Source organism: Rhizobium freirei PRF 81, from assembly GCF_000359745.1.
GTDB classification, from domain to species: Bacteria; Pseudomonadota; Alphaproteobacteria; order Rhizobiales; family Rhizobiaceae; genus Rhizobium; species Rhizobium freirei.
In genome coordinates, this window is sequence record NZ_AQHN01000090.1 from 76,587 (window position 1) to 93,929 (window position 17,343).

General features: G+C 61.6%; 13 protein-coding genes. 9 read left to right on the forward strand and 4 right to left on the reverse strand.

The window, feature by feature from the left end:
- The first annotated feature begins 74 nt into the window (after positions 1 to 74).
- From RHSP_RS30960 to mmsB, 8 genes are all read left to right on the forward strand, one after another.
- On the forward strand, positions 75 to 1,283 hold the full coding sequence (locus tag RHSP_RS30960) for an ABC transporter substrate-binding protein (protein ID WP_004128478.1): 1,209 nt from the start codon (positions 75 to 77) through the stop codon (positions 1,281 to 1,283).
- Between the two features lie 15 nt (positions 1,284 to 1,298).
- Positions 1,299 to 2,081, forward strand: a complete 783-nt coding sequence (locus RHSP_RS30965) for an ABC transporter ATP-binding protein (RefSeq protein WP_004128479.1) — start codon at positions 1,299 to 1,301, stop codon at positions 2,079 to 2,081.
- 2 nt (positions 2,082 to 2,083) lie between these two features.
- The gene (locus tag RHSP_RS30970; RefSeq protein WP_004128481.1) at positions 2,084 to 2,785 is read left to right on the forward strand and encodes an ABC transporter ATP-binding protein; all 702 of its coding nucleotides are present in this window, start codon (positions 2,084 to 2,086) and stop codon (positions 2,783 to 2,785) included.
- A gap of 3 nt (positions 2,786 to 2,788) precedes the next feature.
- The gene (locus RHSP_RS30975; RefSeq protein ID WP_004128483.1) at positions 2,789 to 3,676 is read left to right on the forward strand and encodes a branched-chain amino acid ABC transporter permease; all 888 of its coding nucleotides are present in this window, start codon (positions 2,789 to 2,791) and stop codon (positions 3,674 to 3,676) included.
- The gene (locus tag RHSP_RS30980; RefSeq protein WP_037155650.1) at positions 3,669 to 4,661 is read left to right on the forward strand and encodes a branched-chain amino acid ABC transporter permease; all 993 of its coding nucleotides are present in this window, start codon (positions 3,669 to 3,671) and stop codon (positions 4,659 to 4,661) included. Before RHSP_RS30975 ends, RHSP_RS30980 begins: the two co-directional genes overlap by 8 nt.
- A 161-nt stretch (positions 4,662 to 4,822) precedes the next feature.
- Positions 4,823 to 6,418 carry a GMC family oxidoreductase gene (locus RHSP_RS30985; protein WP_004128488.1) on the forward strand — a complete coding sequence of 532 codons (1,596 nt, stop codon included), beginning with the start codon at positions 4,823 to 4,825 and terminating at the stop codon, positions 6,416 to 6,418.
- 39 nt (positions 6,419 to 6,457) lie between these two features.
- Positions 6,458 to 7,516: an enoyl-CoA hydratase/isomerase family protein gene (locus tag RHSP_RS30990; protein ID WP_004128490.1), complete on the forward strand. Its 1,059-nt coding sequence runs from the start codon at positions 6,458 to 6,460 to the stop codon at positions 7,514 to 7,516.
- Between the two features lie 124 nt (positions 7,517 to 7,640).
- Positions 7,641 to 8,522, forward strand: coding sequence for a 3-hydroxyisobutyrate dehydrogenase (gene mmsB / locus RHSP_RS30995; RefSeq protein ID WP_004128498.1), 882 nt, complete (start codon positions 7,641 to 7,643; stop codon positions 8,520 to 8,522).
- A gap of 239 nt (positions 8,523 to 8,761) precedes the next feature.
- Here mmsB and RHSP_RS31000 read toward each other — a convergent pair whose 3' ends face one another.
- On the reverse strand, positions 8,762 to 10,831 hold the full coding sequence (locus RHSP_RS31000) for an ATP-dependent helicase (RefSeq protein ID WP_037155654.1): 2,070 nt from the start codon (positions 10,829 to 10,831) through the stop codon (positions 8,762 to 8,764).
- Positions 10,832 to 11,106: 275 nt separating this feature from the next.
- On the opposite strand from RHSP_RS31000, the gene RHSP_RS31005 reads away from it, so the two are divergent.
- A complete protein-coding gene (locus RHSP_RS31005) occupies positions 11,107 to 11,982 on the forward strand; it encodes an SMP-30/gluconolactonase/LRE family protein (protein WP_004128507.1) in 876 nt (291 codons plus the stop codon).
- A 121-nt stretch (positions 11,983 to 12,103) separates the two neighbouring features.
- Here the strand turns inward: RHSP_RS31005 and secD are convergent, their stop codons facing one another.
- The 3 genes from secD to RHSP_RS31020 all read right to left on the reverse strand — a co-directional run bounded on the left by secD (position 12,104) and on the right by RHSP_RS31020 (position 16,831).
- Positions 12,104 to 14,662 (reverse strand): protein translocase subunit SecD, encoded by a 2,559-nt coding sequence (gene secD, locus RHSP_RS31010; protein ID WP_004128510.1) that lies wholly within the window; start codon positions 14,660 to 14,662, stop codon positions 12,104 to 12,106.
- A gap of 92 nt (positions 14,663 to 14,754) precedes the next feature.
- A complete protein-coding gene (locus tag RHSP_RS31015; RefSeq protein ID WP_004128513.1) occupies positions 14,755 to 15,174 on the reverse strand; it encodes a hypothetical protein in 420 nt (139 codons plus the stop codon).
- A gap of 160 nt (positions 15,175 to 15,334) precedes the next feature.
- Entirely contained in the window at positions 15,335 to 16,831 is a 1,497-nt protein-coding gene (locus RHSP_RS31020; protein ID WP_004128516.1) for an ArnT family glycosyltransferase, read from the reverse strand.
- Positions 16,832 to 17,343 lie beyond the last annotated feature (512 nt).

Consider the following 17,343-nt stretch of genomic DNA (forward strand, 5'->3'; position numbering starts at 1 on the left):
AAAGTCGTTTTGAGGAAAGCGACTGGCCAATTTTGAACAGATTCATTTTTGCCAAATCTCTGGGAGGAGAGGATATGCGAAAGAGTCTTATTGCATCCCTGGCATTTCTGCTCGCAGCGAGCACTTCGGCCCTTGCCGCCGGCGCTTCGGACGGTGTCGTGAAGATCGGCATCCTGAATGACCAATCCGGCGTCTATGCCGACTTCGGCGGCAAGTCGTCGGTGGAAGCAGCCAAGATGGCCGCCGAGGATTTCGGCGGCAAGGTTCTCGGCGTGCCGATCGAGATCGTCAATGCCGATCACCAGAACAAACCCGATATCGCCTCCAACATCGCCCGCCAATGGTATGATCAGGACAAGGTCGATGCGATCATGGAGCTGACGACCTCATCGGTCGCGCTCGCCGTGCAGGCAGTCGGCAAGGAAAAGAAGAAGATCGATATCGTCACCGGTGCCGCCACGACCGATCTCACCGGTAAGCAGTGCTCGCCCTATGGCTTCCACTGGGCCTACGATACGCACGCCCTCGCGGTCGGCACCGGCGGCGCGCTCGTCAAGCAGGGTGGCGACACCTGGTTCTTTCTGACCGCGGATTATGCCTTCGGCTACTCGCTGGAGCAGCAGACCAGCGATTTCGTCAAGGCGAACGGCGGCAAGATCCTGGGCTCCGTCCGCCATCCCCTGTCGTCGAATGATTTCTCGTCTTTCCTGTTGCAGGCACAATCGTCGGGCGCCAAGGTCATCGGCCTTGCCAATGCCGGTCTCGATACCGCGAATGCCATCAAGCAGGCTTCTGAATTCGGCATCAGCCAGAGTGGCCAGCATCTGGCGGCGCTGCTCTTCACGCTCGCCGAAGTTCACGGCATCGGTCTGAAGGCGGCACAGGGCCTGACGCTGACGGAAGGCTACTACTGGAACCTCGACGACAAGAGCCGCGAATTCGGCAAGCGCTTCTTTGCCCGCACCGGCAAGATGCCGAACATGGTCCATGCCGGCACCTATTCCGCCGTGATGCAATATCTGAAGGCCGTCCAGAAGGCCGGCACGGACGATACCGATGCCGTCGCCAAGGAACTGCATGAAATGCCCGTCGACGACTTCTTCGGTCGCGGCGGCACGGTCGGCGCCAACGGCCGCATGATCCACGACATGTATCTGCTTCAGGTCAAGAAGCCCGAGGAGAGCAAGGAGCCGTGGGATTACTTCAACGTGCTGGCGACGATCCCTGGCAAGGAAGCCTATATCGATCCGGCCAAGAGCGGCTGCGACCTCGTCAAGCAATAGGGCTGCGACAAGCCCATGACGATGTCAGCGACACATCCGCATGAAGCGCCCCGGGTGGTCTTGTCCGCCCGGGGGTTGCGCCGGGATTTCGGCGGCTTCACCGCCGTCAAGAATGTCGATCTCGACGTGCATCACGCCCGCGTTCACGCGCTGATCGGCCCGAACGGCGCTGGCAAGACGACGGTGTTCAACCTGCTCACCAAGTTCCTGCAGCCGACGCACGGCACGATTACGCTGCTCGGCACCGACATTACGCGCACGAGACCCGACAAGGTCGCGCGCATGGGCCTCGTGCGTTCCTTCCAGATTTCGGCCGTCTTCCCGCATCTGACGGTGCTGGACAATGTCCGGGTCGCGTTGCAGCGGCCAAACAACCTTGCGCACCAGTTCTGGCGGCCGCTGTCGTCGCTCGATAGCCTCAACGCCCGCGCCGAACAGCTCATAGCCTCCGTGGGGCTCTCGAAGGAACGCAATGCCATCGCCGCCGATCTTTCCTATGGCCGCAAGCGCGTGCTGGAGATCGCAACCACGCTTGCGCTCGACCCGAAGGTGCTGCTGCTCGACGAGCCGATGGCCGGCATGGGGCTGGAGGACGTGAACACTGTCTCCGCGATCATCCGCGATGTTGCGCGCGACAGGGCTGTGCTCATGGTGGAGCACAATCTCTCCGTCGTTGCCGATATCTGCCATCATGTCACAGTCCTGCAGCGCGGCGAGATCCTGGCCCAGGGCGACTATGCGACGGTCAGCCGGGACCCGCGCGTCCGGGAAGCCTATATGGGCACGGAGGAGGCTTGACGATGGCGCCGCTTCTGGAAGTTCAGGGCCTCAATGCCTGGTATGGCGAAAGCCATATCCTGCACGGCGTCGACATGCGCGTAGGCGAAGGGGAAACCATCACCATCCTCGGCCGCAACGGCGTCGGCAAGACGACGACATTGCGCACGATCGTCGGCATCGTCCGCGCCCGCAAGGGCAGGATCGCATTTGCAGGCAGAGACATGATGCAGGTGCCGCTGCACAAGACGGCGCATCAGGGCATCGGCTTCGTGCCGGAAGAGCGCGGCATCTTCTCGACGCTCAGCGTCTATGAAAACCTGATGCTGCCGCCGGTCGTAGCAGCTGGCGGCATGACGCTCGACGAGATCTTCGAGCTGTTTCCCAATCTGCATGAGCGACGCAATAGCGTCGGCACAAGGCTCTCGGGCGGCGAGCAGCAGATGCTCGCCATGGCCCGCATTCTTCGCACCGGCGTTCGCATGCTGCTGCTCGACGAACCCACCGAGGGCCTTGCTCCCGTCATCGTCCAGCGCATCGGCGAAGTCCTGCAGAAGCTGAAAAGCCGCGGTATGACCATATTGCTCGTCGAGCAGAATTTCCGTTTTGCCAGCCGCATTGCCGATCGCTTCTATGTGATGGATCACGGCCAGATGGTCTCGGAATTTCCTGTCGGCGAACTCACAGAGCGCATGGATATGCTGCACAAGGTTCTGGGGGTCTGAACCATGACGACAATCTTCGGCATCCCCGTCCAGGCTCTTCTCGGTCAATTGCTGATCGGCCTGATCAACGGCTCCTTCTATGCGCTCTTAAGCCTTGGCCTGGCGATCATCTTCGGCATGTTGCGGGTCATCAATTTCGCCCATGGCGCGCTCTATATGCTCGGCGCTTTCACCGCCTATCTGCTGCTCGCCTATGCCGGCATCGGCTATTGGCCGGCCCTCGTTCTGGCGCCGCTGATCGTCGGCTTGTTCGGAGCGCTGGTCGAGCGGCTTTGCCTGCGCCAGCTCTACAAGATCGATCCGCTTTACGGATTGCTCTTCACCTTCGGCATGGCGCTGACCATCGAGGGAACCTTCCGCTATCTCTACGGCTCCTCGGGCCAGCCCTATGCCGTTCCGACGGAATTGGCGGGTGCGAAAAATATCGGCTTCATGTTCCTGCCCGTCTATCGCGGCTGGGTGGTGATTGCCTCGCTGATCGTCTGCATCGGCACATGGCTTCTGATCGAGAAGACCAAGCTTGGCGCCTATCTGCGTGCGGCGACCGAGAATTCCGTGCTCGTGCAGGTCTTCGGCGTCAACGTACCGGTGCTGCTGACGCTCACCTATGGCTTCGGCGTCGCGCTTGCCGCCTTTGCGGGCGTGCTCGCTGCGCCGATCTATCAGGTGTCGCCGCTGATGGGGTCGAACATGATCATCATCGTCTTCGCCGTGGTCGTCGTCGGCGGCATGGGCTCGATCATGGGCGCGATCGTCACCGGATATATGCTCGGGGTTGCCGAGGGCCTGACCAAGGTCTTCTATCCGGAAGCCTCCAACATCGTCATCTTCGTGATCATGGCGATCGTGCTGCTCTTGAGGCCGGCCGGCCTCTTCGGTCGGGATGCGTGATATGGCTGGAACAACCACATTGAAATCCAAGACGCAGCCGAGCCTCTCGATCCAGAAACTGTTGCTGGTTCTCGGTCTCGTCGGCCTGATCTGGGCGCCGTTCTTCATCTACCCGATCTTCGTCATGAAGGTGCTCTGCTTCGCGCTTTTCGCCTGCGCCTTCAATCTGCTGCTCGGCTATGCCGGCCTCTTGTCCTTCGGGCACGCCACCTTCTTCGGCGGCGCGGCTTATTTCACCGCTCATGCGGTGAAGGAATGGGGCGTGCCGCCTGAGCTCGGCATCCTGATCGGGGTTGCCGGCGCCTCGCTGCTCGGCCTTATCATGGGCTTCGTCGCCATCCGCCGGCAGGGCATCTATTTCGCCATGATCACGCTGGCGCTGTCCTACATGTTCTATTTCTTCTGCCTGCAGGCGAAGTTCACCCATGGCGAGGATGGCATCCAATCGGTGCCGCGCGGCTACCTCCTCGGTGTCCTCGATCTCAACAACTCCTTCAACATGTATTATTTCGTCCTTGCCGTGTTCCTGATCGGCGTGCTGATCATCTGGCGTTTCATCAATTCGCCGTTCGGCATGATCCTGAAGTCGATCCGCGAGAACGAGCAGCGGGCGATCTCGCTCGGCTATTCCGTTGCGCATTACAAGCTCGGCGCCTTCGTCATGTCGGCGGCGCTCGCGGGGCTTGCAGGCGCGGTCAAGGCGCTGGTCTTCCAGTTCGCGACGCTGACGGATGTCGCCTGGCAGATGTCCGGCGAGGTGATCCTCATGACCTTGCTCGGCGGCATCGGCACGCTGATCGGCCCGATTTTTGGCGCCGGTTTCGTGGCGACGCTGGAAAACTATCTCGCGACCTCGGAATTCCCGGTCACCATCATTACCGGTATCGTCTTCATGGTTTGCGTCCTGCTCTTCCGCCGCGGCATCGTCGGCGAATTCTATGCCTCGCGGCTGGGACGGAAACTGGGGTTTGAATATCGGCGCTAGCGGTTTGATTTTCCTTCTCCCCGTAAGCGGGGAGAAGGTGCCCGGAGGGCGGATGAGGGGCTATTTCGAGGTTGATCGGGAAGCTGGGTTTGCCGTACCTCCAGGCCCCTCACCCTAGCCCTCTCCCCGCGCGCGGGGAGAGGGAATCACTGAGTTTGAACATGGATCGCTTCGACTACATCATCATCGGTGCCGGCAGTGCCGGTTGCGTGCTTGCCAACCGGCTCTCGGCTGACCGCAATAACAGGGTGCTGCTGCTGGAAGCCGGCGGCAATGACAACTACCATTGGATCCATATTCCGGTCGGCTATCTCTATTGCATCAACAATCCCCGCATCGACTGGTGCTTCACCACGTCGGCGGAAGCGGGTCTGAACGGCCGGTCGCTGAATTATCCGCGCGGCAAGGTGCTCGGCGGCTGCTCTTCCATCAACGGCATGATCTACATGCGCGGCCAGGCGCGCGACTACGATCTCTGGCGGCAGCTCGGCTGTGCCGGCTGGGGCTGGGACGACGTGTTGCCTCACTTCATCAAGTCCGAGGATCACTATCGCGGCAGGGACGAGATGCACGGCGCCGGCGGCGAATGGCGGGTCGAGAAGGCGCGCGTGCGCTGGGCTGTGCTGGATGCCTTCCAGGCCGCGGCCAGGGAGGCCGGCATCCCGGAGACGGCGGATTTCAATCGCGGCAACAATGAAGGGTCGGGCTATTTCGACGTCAACCAGCGTTCCGGCATTCGCTGGAACACGACGAAGGCCTTCCTGCGCCCGGCCATGCAGCGCGGCAATCTCACCGTCTATACCAAGGCGCAGGTTCGCCGCCTAATCGTCGAGGGCGATGCCGTCATCGGCGTCGAATTCCAGCATGATGGCGTGGCGAAACGCGCCTATGCGAACAAGGAGACGGTGCTGTCGGCCGGCTCCATCGGCTCGCCGCATGTTCTCGAATTGTCGGGCATCGGCCATGGCAATGTGCTCGGCAAGGCCGGTATCGAGGTCGTGCGCGAGGTCAGGTCCGTCGGCGAGAACCTGCAGGATCATCTGCAATTGCGCATGGCCTATAAGGTGACGGGCGTCGCCACGCTGAACGAGAAGGCGACGAGCCTCATCGGCAAGGCGGCGATCGGCCTTGAATATCTGGTTCGCCGCTCAGGCCCGATGGCGATGGCGCCGAGCCAGCTCGGCATCTTCACCCGCTCGGGGCCGGATAAGGAAACGCCGGATCTGCAATATCATGTGCAGCCGGTCTCGCTCGACAAGTTCGGCGATCCCGTTCATCCCTTTCCGGCCATTACCGCCAGCGTCTGCAATCTGCGGCCCGAAAGCCGCGGCTCGGTGCATGTGCGCAGCCCCGATTTCGCCCTGCAGCCGGCCATCAGCCCGAATTATCTCTCGGCTCAGCGAGACCGGGAGATCGCGGTACGCTCCATTCGCCTGACGCGCCGGATCGTGGCGCAGCCCTCTTTCGCCCGCTTCAGGCCGGAGGAGTTCAAGCCTGGACCGGCCTATGACACGGACGCCGATCTGGAGCGGGCTGCCGGCGATATCGGCACGACGATTTTCCACCCGGTCGGCACATGCCGCATGGGCGGCGACGCGCAAAGCGTTGTTGATCCCCGCTTGCGGCTGCGAGCACTGGCAAGGCTTCGCATTGCCGACGCCTCCATCATGCCGTCGATCACATCAGGCAACACGAATTCGCCAACCATCATGATCGCCGAGAAGGCAGCCGAAATGATCCTTGCCGACAATCGATGACTCTCTGAGGATTGACGTGAGCGGGGACAGGAGATTTGCATGGAAAGCACGGACGAAGTCATCATCGAGCGGCGCGGATCGGCCGGCATCGTCAGGCTCAACCGCCCGAAGGCGCTGAACAGCCTGACACTGTCAATGGTAAGGGTCATTGCTCCGGCCCTTGCGGATTTCGCCGCCGATCCCGCGATTGCGAGCGTCATCGTCATGGGCGAAGGGGAGCGCGGCTTTTGTGCCGGCGGCGATATCCGCCTGCTGCACCGGAGCGGCAAGGAGGGGTCCGATGAAGCGGAGACCTTCTGGCGCGAGGAGTTCCTGCTCAACCACGCCATCTCGCGCTATCTCAAGCCCTATGTGGTGTTGATGGATGGTATCACCATGGGCGGCGGCGTCGGCCTGTCGGCGCATGGCAGCCATCGCGTCGTCACGGAGCGCACGCGCCTTGCCATGCCCGAAACCGGCATCGGCTACTTCCCGGATGTCGGCGCCACCTGGCTGCTGCCGCGTGCGCCGGGCGAAGCCGGCACCTGGATGGGGTTGACGGGCTTAACCGTCGAAGCGGCAGACGTCATCCATGCCGGTTTTGCCGATCACCATGTCGCGTCCTCGGCGCTGTTGACTCTCATGGATGCGATAGTGGCGCTGCCCGCCGCCACCTCTGGCGCAGACGTGCACGCCTTGATCCGCACGATGGCTTCGGACGCTGGCGAAAGCCGGCTTGCGGCAAACCGCGACGTGATCGACCGGGTGTTTTCCGCAGACACGCTGGAAGAGATTCTAAAGGCATTGTCGGCTGAACCCGGAGAGTTTGTCGCTGAAGCTGCCGGCGTGATCGCCAGCCGCTCGCCCACCAGCCTGAAGTTGACCTTGCGGCTGCTGCGGGCAGGGCGGGCGAGCGCCAATCTCGCCGAATGCCTCAATCGTGAACTCGGCGCCTGCCGGGGCATATTGTATAATCACGATTTCTACGAAGGCGTGCGCGCTGCGGTCATCGACAAGGACCGCAATCCGAAATGGTCTCCGGCCAGCCTGGCCGAAGTCACTGCTGCCGAGATCGACCGCTTTTTCGTTCCGCCGCAGCCGCCGCTTTTCGCGAGCTAGAGTGGTTCAGCTCATCACGGAATTTCTGAACCGTTCTATCTCATTATTTTAAGCAATTCCGGGACGGAAAGCCGATCTGCATCTTTCCTGGAATTGCTTCAACCGATCATGGGAGGAAAACATCATGGCACGGATCGCATTCATCGGCCTCGGCAATATGGGAGGGCCGATGGCCGCCAATCTCGTCAAGGCCGGCCATGCCGTTACTGGCTTCGATCTTTCGCATGATGTGCTGAAGGCAGCAGAAGCATCGGGCGTGAAGGCCGCTAATGTGCTGACCGAAGCCTTGGTTGATGCCGAAGTGGTCGTGACCATGCTGCCGAAGGGCCAGCATGTGCTCACCGTCTGGACCGACGTGCTGCGATCCGTGCCGAAGGGAACGCTGCTGATCGACAGCTCAACCATCGACGTCGATAGCGCCCGCAAGGCGCATGCCATGGCGGGTGATGCCGGCTGCCTCTCGCTCGACGCGCCGGTTTCCGGCGGAACCGGGGGGGCTGCGGCCGGCACGCTGACCTTCATGGCCGGCGGCTCGACGGAAAGTTTTGCGGCCGCCAAACCGCTGCTTGACGTGATGGGTAAGAAGATCGTCCATTGCGGCGATGCCGGTGCCGGCCAGGCGGCGAAGATCTGCAACAACATGATCCTCGGCATTTCCATGATCGGTGTCTGCGAGGCCTTCGTGCTCGGCGAAAAGCTCGGCCTCTCGCATCAGGCATTGTTCGACGTCGCTTCGACTTCGTCAGGGCAGTGCTGGTCGATCAATACCTATTGCCCCGTGCCCGGCCCTGTGCCGACCTCACCTGCCAATAATGATTACAAGCCCGGCTTTGCAGCTGCCCTGATGCTCAAGGACCTGCGGCTGTCGCAGGAGGCGGCTCTCTCCAGCGGCGCATCCACGCCTCTGGGAGCGGAGGCGGCGCAGCTCTATGCACTCTTCGAAAAGCTCGGCAATGGTGGCCGCGATTTTTCGGCCATTATCGAGATGTTTCGGGAGGCGAATTGAGTATAACTCGCGATATTCGACCGAGTTGAAAATTCGGATTGCCTCTCACCCCAGCCCTCTCCCCGCAAGCGGGGAGAGGGGGAATTGTGCCTAAAGCGGCTTCGGCTTGAGGGAAGGCTCACCGTTTTATGAGATCGTTCCCTCGCCCCGCTTGCGGGGAGAGGGCTAGGGTGAGGGGCCAGGCACGAAGAGGCGGCGTCGGCGAACATGCCTGACCTGCCGATCTCAGTCGCTATAACTCACCGCCACATGCCCCGCATCCGTGCCCCGACATCGACGCGCACCTCTCGCGCCCGAATGGCGGCTGCGCTTTCAGCCCGCGCCTGTGGCCAGCCGCAGACCTCGAAGAATTGCAAAAGTGTCGCCGGAATGAAGCGGGTGCGGGAGGCGAAGACATGTTTGTCCCCCTGCGCATGCTGGCCGTGCACGAAGAAGCGCTGCGGGATGACGAGATCGAGATTGTCCTTGGCCCGCGTCATCGCGACATAGAGCAGCCGCCGTTCCTCCTCGATCTCGGCGGAGGACCCGACGGCGAGATCGGCGGGGATGCAGCCGTCGACGGCGTTGAGGATGAAGACCTTCGTCCACTCTTGGCCCTTGGCGGAATGGATTGTCGACAGGATCAGATAATCCTCGTCGAGCAGTGGCACGCCCGCCTGATCGCTGGTTGCATCAGGCGGATCGAGCGTAAGTTCGGTGAGAAAGCGCTCGCGCGAGCCGTAGCCCGCGGCGATCTGTTCGAGCTGGACGAGATCCGCCTGGCGGGTAGCGGCATCCTCATGGGCTCGCTCCAGATGCGGCTCGTACCATTGGCGAACCAGGCCGATTTCCGCCGGCCATCCGGCCTTGCCGCTTTTGACCTCCCGCATCGTCTCGACGAAAGCGGTCCAGTCGTCTCCCGTGCGGGGCGGCGGCGGAAGCTCGGTAAGGGCCGTGATCGGGCTTGCCTCTTCGCCGATCTGGTCGAGCACGCGCTGCGCCGTGGATGGGCCGACGCCGGGCAGGAGCTGCATCAGGCGGAAACCCGCCACGCGGTCGCGCGGGTTCTGGGCAAAGCGCAGAGCTGCCAGCATGTCCTTGACATGAGCGCTGTCGAGGAACTTCAGCCCGCCGAACTTGACGAAGGGAATGTTGCGCCGGGTGAGCTCCACTTCCAGCGGGCCGCCATGGCTCGATGTGCGGAAGAGTACGGCCTGTTGCTTGAGCCGCGTGCCGCCCTCGCGATTTTCCAATATCTGATCGGCGATGTAACGCGCCTGATCGGCCTCGTCGCGCACCGTCACCAGCCGTGGGCGCTCCGTGCTCTGCCGCTCTGTGCGCAGGTTCTTGGTGAAGCGCTCCGAGGCAAGATCGATGACGGCATTGGCGGCAGCGAGAATCGGTTGCGTCGAGCGATAATTGCGGTCGAGCGTGACGATATCGGCCGATGGCGTGAAAGCCTTGGGGAAATCCAGAATGTTGCGCACGGTGGCCGCGCGGAAGGAATAGATCGACTGCGCATCGTCGCCGACGACGGTCAATCCCCGGCCATCGGGTTTGAGAGCCAGCAGGATGGAGGATTGCAGCCGATTGGTATCCTGATACTCGTCGACAAGCACGTGGTCGAAGCGGCTGCCGATATCCTCGGCGATCAGCGGCTCCTGCAGCATGTGCGCCCAGTAGAGCAGCAGGTCGTCGTAATCGAGCACGTTCTGCACTTGCTTCGCCTCGACATAGGCGGCGAAGAGATCGCGCAGCTGCTGTTCCCACATGGCGCACCAGGGGAAGAAGTCCCGCAGCACGCCGTCGAGCGGCGCCTCCGCATTGACGGAGCGCGAGTAGATGGCAAGGCATGTCGCCTTGGTCGGAAAACGGTTCTCCGTCTTGGAAAAGCCGAGGTCATGGCGCGCAAGATTCATCAGGTCGGCACTGTCTTCCCGGTCGTGGATGGTGAAGGCCGGATCGATGCCGATCTGCTCGGCGTAATCCCGCAGCAGGCGTGCGCCGATGCCATGGAATGTGCCGCTCCAGGCAAGCGCATCGGCGGTGATGCCGGCATTCGCACCCAGCACCTCGCGACAGATCCGCTCGACGCGGCGGCCCATCTCGGCGGCGGCGCGGCGCGAAAAGGTCATCAGCAGAATGCGGCGTGGGTCCGCACCCTTGACGATCAGATGCGCGACGCGATGGGCAAGCGTATTCGTCTTGCCGGAGCCGGCCCCGGCAATCACAAGCAGCGGCCCGGCGACATGACAGTCGCCTGCAGTCGTGCCGTGCTCCACTGCCAGCCGCTGCTCCGGGTTCAGCTTTTCCAGATAGGCGGCGGTCATGAACTCTCCTGAACCTGTCGGATGAGGGATGGCCGGGCGCAATCCAAGACGAATCGCATCGGCGAAATTATCCAGACGTTCTATGGATGTTCCGAATCGCGCGAGCCTGTCAAGATTGGCGGAGCGGCAACGCGGAAGTGACCTCTTGTGCAAGAATCTTATCCGGATTTGGTCAATTCAGGCTCGAAAACGGCGTTTGTCATGCTTATGTATTATTTCGACGCGGTATGTTGAGTTTTGTGGCTTGGTAGTGCGTAGAACGAAGGTTTCAGGACATGAACGAAACGATTGCCACTAGGCTGCGTCTGCCTAGCGGGCTGGTGGCTTTGCCCGATGGGCGCTTCGCACTGGTGGAGATGGATACCAGCCGCCGCTGTCTGAAACTTTTCGAGACAAGCGGTGCATATCAGGAAATTTGCAAAATCGGCGGCACTCCGAGCGGGATTGCGATCGACGGTGATGGATGTTTCTGGATAGCCGACGGTCCGGAAAATTCTCTCGTCAGGCTATCGTCGCAGGGCCGTGTGCTGCAGGTGATCGAAGGCAGCGCCGACGGTCCGTTTCTTCATCCGAATGCTCTCGCTTTTGGCCCGGATGGCCTGCTTTACATGACCGATTCAGGCATCCGTCTCGACGACCTCCTCAAAGGCGGCCATATTCATCCCGATTTCTTCAAGGCAGCCTATAATGGCTGTGTCTATCAGATCGATCCTGCCGATGGCCGGGTCATCAGGGTGCTGGCCGCAGGCCTGCTCTTTGCCGGCGGCATAGCCTTCGGCGCTGACGGGCTGCTCTATTACAGCGAGACGCTGACCGGGAAAATCCACCGGCAGATCATCGGCGGGCGGCAGGAACTGTTCGTCCAATCGATGCCATCGCCTGCCATGAACATGCTGCGCGGCCCTGCCGGTCTCGCCTTCGATCGCAGTGGCGTGCTTTATTGCGCGATGTACGGGCTGGGTGAGATCTCGCTTGTCGATACCGAGGGAAGAATGGCCGGCCATATCCGCACGGACGGTACGAGGCCGAGCAATATCGCCTTTACCGTCGACGGCAAGCATCTGCTCGTCAGCGAGCAGGAAAACGGTGTGGTTGAGAAGATAACGGCGCCGCGTCCGGGGCTACCGTTGCATATGCCGTCCATTTCCTAGAGCATTTCCAGGAAAAGTGCGCGGCGGTTTTCCGTCCGGAATGCGTAAGAAAACAAGAAGATAGAGCGGCTGGTGGACATGCCCGCAAGCCGGGCATGTCCTTTTTCAATCGAAAACTCGCTTATTCCGCGGCAGGGATCTGCTTGTTGCCCTTGCCCGACTTGCCGTCGGTCGATGCCGTGTCGTTTGCGGCGGGCTTGGCATGGCGGCGGCGCCAGTCGCCGAGGAAGAGCAGGATCGGCGCGGCGATGAAGACCGACGAGGCGCCGGCGACGAGTATGCCGAACACCATCGGGATCGCGAAGCTGGAGACGGCGCTGCCGCCCCAGATCGCCATCGGCACCAGCGCCAGGAAGGCGGTGGCGTTGGTATAGAGGCTTCGCGCCAGGGTCTCGTTGATCGACCTGTCGATGATGTCGCGCAGCGGCATCGACTTGTAGAGCCGCATGTTTTCACGCATGCGATCATAGACCACGACCTTGTCGTTCACCGAATATCCCACAAGCGTCAGGATCGCGGCGATGGCCGTCAGGTTGAAATCGAGGCCGGTGATCGCGAAGAAGCCGATCGCCTTCGTGACGTCGAGTACCAGCGTGACGATGGCGCCGACCGCGAACGGCCATTCGAAGCGATACCAGATGTAGAACAGCATCGCCAGGCTGGCGATCACGACCGACAGGATGCCGGCCTGGGCAAGCTCGCCAGAAACCTTCGGCCCGATGACATCGGTGCCTTCAATGGTCGCGGTTGGGTCGATCTTGACGATCTCTGCCTTGAGCTTGGTCACCGCGGCTGTCTGCGCTTCTTCGCCGCCATCCTGGCGCTGGGCGCGGACAAGGATGCTGTTGTTGTCGCCGAAGGACTGTAGCGCGATTTCGCCGAGGCCGAGCGTGTTCAGGCCGGCGCGGAACGTCGACAAATCGGCCGCCTCCTTGGTCTTGACCGACATCTGGATGCCGCCGCGGAAATCGACGCCGTAGTTGAGGCCCGGATGGATGAACAGGACCACCGAGGCGATCGACAGGATCGCCGAGACGGTGACGCCAAAGAAGCGGGCCTTCATGAACTGGATGTGCTTGTCATAGGGGCTGAAGGGGATCAGCGGCCTGATGTTGAGCACCTTCAGCTTACGGCGACGGGTGATGGCGATCATCACGACGCGCACGAAGGCGACGGAGGTGAACATCGAGATGATGAGGCCGAGACCCATGGTCACGGCAAAGCCGCGAACCGGGCCGGAGCCAAAGTAGAACAGGATGGCGGCTGCGATCAGTGCCGTCATGTTGCCGTCGATAATCGTCGAATAAGCCTTCCTGAAGCCGTTATCGATGGCGGCGAAGGCGCTTTGGCCCTTGCGGGTTTCTTCGCGGATGCGCTCGTTGATGAGAACGTTGGCATCAACCGCAAGGCCGATACCGAGAACGACGCCGGCGATGCCGGGCAGCGTCAGCGTGGCGCCGACCAGCGTCAGGGCCGAGAAGGTCAGGATCGTGTGGATGAGCAGTGCGACATTCGCGAGGATCCCCCAGGTGCCGTAGAGCACGAAGATGAAGGCGGCAACCAGGACGAAGCCGACCAGGCCGCTATAGATGCCCTTCTGGATCGCGTCGCTGCCGAGGTCGGCGCCGACGGTGCGTTCTTCGATGACGGTCAGCTTGGCGGGCAGCGCGCCGGCGCGCAGCAGGGCGGCGAGCGTGGTCGCGCTGTCGGCGGTGAAGTTGCCGGAGATCTGGCCCGAACCGCCGGTGATCGGCTCGCGAATATTCGGCGCGCTCAGCACCTTGTTGTCGAGGACGATGGCGAAGGGCTTGCCGACATTTTCGCGGGTGATTTCGGCAAAGCGGTTGGCACCGGCGCTGTCGAAGCGGAAGGTGACGAGCGGCTCATGCGTGTTCGGATCGAAGCTGACGCGAGCATCCGTCAGACGGTCGCCGGAAAGTTCGATACGGTCGAGGACCGGATAGCTGTTGCCCTGCTCGTCCTTGAGGATGGTAACGCCGGGAGGCGGATTGTTCGGATCGGCGTTGTCGGCAAGCAGATGGAAGGACATCTTCGCGGTCGAACCGAGAAGCTCGCGCAGACGCGACGGGTCCTGCGCGCCAGGAAGCTGGACGAGAACGCGGTTCGGGCCGACGCGCTGGATGGTCGGCTCGGCGACGCCGACCTGGTCGACGCGCTTGCGGATGACTTCGAGGCTCTGCTGAACGGCGGAATCGACGTTGGCCGAAATACCCGCCTGCGAGAAGGACATGGCGATCGTTGCGCCATTCGGGTTGATCGTCAGGTCGGACTGGCCGGCGGAAAGGCCTGACGTGACCGTGTTGGCCAGCGTCTGCAGCTGGGTCACCGCCGCGCCACTCTGCGTGGGATCGGTGAGCGTCACGACGACCTGATTGCCGTTGCGGACGATCGAGCGGGTCAGGATGTTCTTGTCGCGCAGCACGCGGCGCGAATCCTGCTGCAAGGACTGCAGCCGGCCGTTGGTCAGGTCCTTCTCGTCGACTTCGAGGACGAGATAGGAGCCGCCGCGAAGGTCGAGGCCGAGCGGAACCTGGCTATGCGGCAGCCAGGACGGAATTTTGCTGAGAGTCGACTGCGGAAGTACGTTCGGCAAGGCAATAAGAAAGCCAAGCACGATGATCACCGAGTAGAGTGCCACCAGCCATCGTGAAGTGCGCATGGGTATTATCCTTGGAAATACACTGTTGCCAGCGGTCTGGCCGCTGGCGGAATTAGGTTATGTCGGAGATGCGCCGCGTCGGCGCTAACGGCTCAGGCGAAACTGGCCGGAGGCGCGCGGGCAAGATAGGCGCGGGAATGAGCGGATTCGAGCCGCGATACGATGGCATGATCGCTTGGTTGCCAAGGCCTGGCGATATGCTCGAGCAAGGGAACGGACGCGAGCGTCGCCGGTCCGATATCGTGCCAGGTCGCCTTTGGCGTCACCAGCCGGTCGGCAACGACGATGCCGCGAACGGGATCGCGGATGGAAAGATAGAGTGGCCGACTATCCTTGCCGGAGGAGAGGGCCTCCGCATCCGCCCGCGTGGCGAGGTTGATGCCGCCGCCAAGCGCCAGCCCGATATAGGCAAAGAACGCGACGAACAGCGAGGCGATCACGCGCGCTCCGGCACCGTGCGTCCTGTCGTCTCTATCTTCGCTGTCGGCGGCGCCGAATTCGAGCGGGCTCAACGGTCAGAAATGCCTTATTCCTTTGCCGGGGCGGACCCTCGGCGGTTCGGTCATGATATCAGGACGTCTTGCGTCTTCATAGTACGGCCTGTCATGCTGCACTTACGCCAGCCGGTCAACCATCCCGGCGCGATTTCTTCTCTGGCAGGACAATCAGGGATCACGGCTTCGGCGCCAGGCAGCTTGCCGGGACGCGATAGGCATAGAGCGTGGTGCCCTTCATGTCGCCGAAGGGAGGCGACCAGCTCTTGATGAGCTCGGCCTGGCCCTCGGCGCAGGTGATCGGATCGGAATCGACAAACAGCACCGGACCGGTCACGTCGGCAGGGAGAGAGAAATCCTGCTCGTAATAGTTCTTCGGGAAGCCGCCGAAATTGCGGGCGTAAATGTGGAATGGTTTGCCCTTCAGCGTATAGAAGAGATCGGCGAGGACGGCGCGGTCCGACGCCACGATATCCGGCAGCTTCGCAGTCGTGGCGATATCGGCGATTTCCAGGCTGACGACGCTGCGGCCGACATAGCGCTTCATGACGAGATCGCCGTTCGGAATTTTCACATCAAGCGCGAAGACCGTCAGCACCGGGATGACGATGGCGACGACCGCGCCGATGATCAATGAGGTGACCAGCCCCTTCTTCGTCAGGCGATAGAGGAGCCAGACGGCCAAAATGGTGCCTGCGGCATAGGCGGCGACGGCCCAATTGGCGTAAGCCTTGGCGAAGAGGGCCTGCAGAGCGATCAGGATCACCACCGGCATGGACAGCCAGAACAGCAATTTCTCCCTGTCGTCGCTTTGCCCGCGGACCAGCCGCCAGGTCGCCCACAGAAGCGCGTAGAACACGACAGGACCGACAACGCCGAACTGCGCCCCGACGAAGCTGAGCCCGTTAAGGAGATGCTTCAATGGGCCGGTCCCGCTGTCACCCGTGCTCCAGCGGGCGATGCTTTGGGTGTGTTTTACCGTTGCCGCGTCATGCGTGAGGTTCCACCACAGATTGGGCGACACGACGATAGCGCCGACAATGGCGGCAATTGCCACGTCCCGCCAGGCAATGCGCGCCGAGCGCAGCGTCAGCAAGGCGATGCCCACGCCCGGCAGCAGGAAGAGCACGGAATACTTCGTCATGAAAGCGAGGCCGAGACTGATGCCGAGGATCAGCGCTTCGGAAACGGACGAGCGCCTGGTCAGACCGATAAAGGCCCAAATGGCGATCGTGATGAACAGGATCTGGATCGTATCGGTCGACACCAGCACGGCCGAAAGCGATGCAGCCGGCAGCGTGATGAAGATGACGCCTGCCCAGGGGGCAATCTCGCGTCCTTCCTCGCCATCGAACAGCCGGCGCGTCGTAACGATCAGCATCAGCGCGGTGGCTAGATGAAAAAGCGGCGCGGATATGCGGATCCAGAAGGTCGAGTCCGATCCCGAGATCGTATTGAAGAAGCGGATGACCCAGGCAATCATCGGCGGCTTGGAATAATAGCCGAAATCCAAATTCTGACCCCAGAACCAGTATTGCGCCTCGTCGACGAACAGGTCCGTTCTGTTGATCAGCAGCATGAGCACGCGCCAGAGCGTCACGCCGAAGATGATCGCAAGCGCTGTTCCCAGCGAAAGCGTCTGGGTATTCGTTCGGGATTGGGTCGTATCGGACATTAAATGATAGATCTCGGTGCCAGGTCGTGAGGCTTAATACGGAACTATCAAGCCTAATGCTAGCTGCCGGCGAAGGAGAAAGATGGCGAGGCGGCGCGCCCTCTCAGCCTGCAAAGGGCTTCGCGCCCGACCCTGAGGCCGGGGATACCGGGTTCGATATCGTTAAAGGATGCGGGAGGCCTTGCCGCGCGCTTCTTCGATGCGGCACAGAAGCACGAAGGCCGCGAGCGTCATGCTGGCCATCAGCGAAGCGGTCAAACCAAGAACAATCATTGCTCTCTCCGTATCGACATCGAAGGTGTCTACGCTCTGAGCAGTAGGGCATGAAGCTTGCTCGTGACTTGCGTTCAGCCGCGCCTGTCCTCGGGCAAAAGGCGCGGAAGCGGCATCTCTAAATTAGGGATGATCGAAACAAGACGGTCGGTCCGCGGTCATTAACCTTCGGGCAAGGAATTAACCATAAATAATGAACCTGAACGTCGGAATGGGAAAATTGTGACTCGTTCTCAGCA

Bases quoted from the DNA above. Each gene is read 5' to 3' on its own strand.
- RHSP_RS30960 (WP_004128478.1), top strand. From the start codon at position 75: ATGCGAAAGAGTCTTATTGCATCCCTGGCATTTCTGCTCGCAGCGAGC.
- RHSP_RS30965 (WP_004128479.1), top strand. From the start codon at position 1,299: ATGACGATGTCAGCGACACATCCGCATGAAGCGCCCCGGGTGGTCTTG.
- RHSP_RS30970 (WP_004128481.1), top strand. From the start codon at position 2,084: ATGGCGCCGCTTCTGGAAGTTCAGGGCCTCAATGCCTGGTATGGCGAA.
- RHSP_RS30975 (WP_004128483.1), top strand. From the start codon at position 2,789: ATGACGACAATCTTCGGCATCCCCGTCCAGGCTCTTCTCGGTCAATTG.
- RHSP_RS30980 (WP_037155650.1), top strand. From the start codon at position 3,669: ATGCGTGATATGGCTGGAACAACCACATTGAAATCCAAGACGCAGCCG.
- RHSP_RS30985 (WP_004128488.1), top strand. From the start codon at position 4,823: ATGGATCGCTTCGACTACATCATCATCGGTGCCGGCAGTGCCGGTTGC.
- RHSP_RS30990 (WP_004128490.1), top strand. From the start codon at position 6,458: ATGGAAAGCACGGACGAAGTCATCATCGAGCGGCGCGGATCGGCCGGC.
- mmsB (WP_004128498.1), top strand. From the start codon at position 7,641: ATGGCACGGATCGCATTCATCGGCCTCGGCAATATGGGAGGGCCGATG.
- RHSP_RS31000 (WP_037155654.1), bottom strand. From the start codon at position 10,831: ATGACCGCCGCCTATCTGGAAAAGCTGAACCCGGAGCAGCGGCTGGCA.
- RHSP_RS31005 (WP_004128507.1), top strand. From the start codon at position 11,107: ATGAACGAAACGATTGCCACTAGGCTGCGTCTGCCTAGCGGGCTGGTG.
- secD (WP_004128510.1), bottom strand. From the start codon at position 14,662: ATGCGCACTTCACGATGGCTGGTGGCACTCTACTCGGTGATCATCGTG.
- RHSP_RS31020 (WP_004128516.1), bottom strand. From the start codon at position 16,831: ATGTCCGATACGACCCAATCCCGAACGAATACCCAGACGCTTTCGCTG.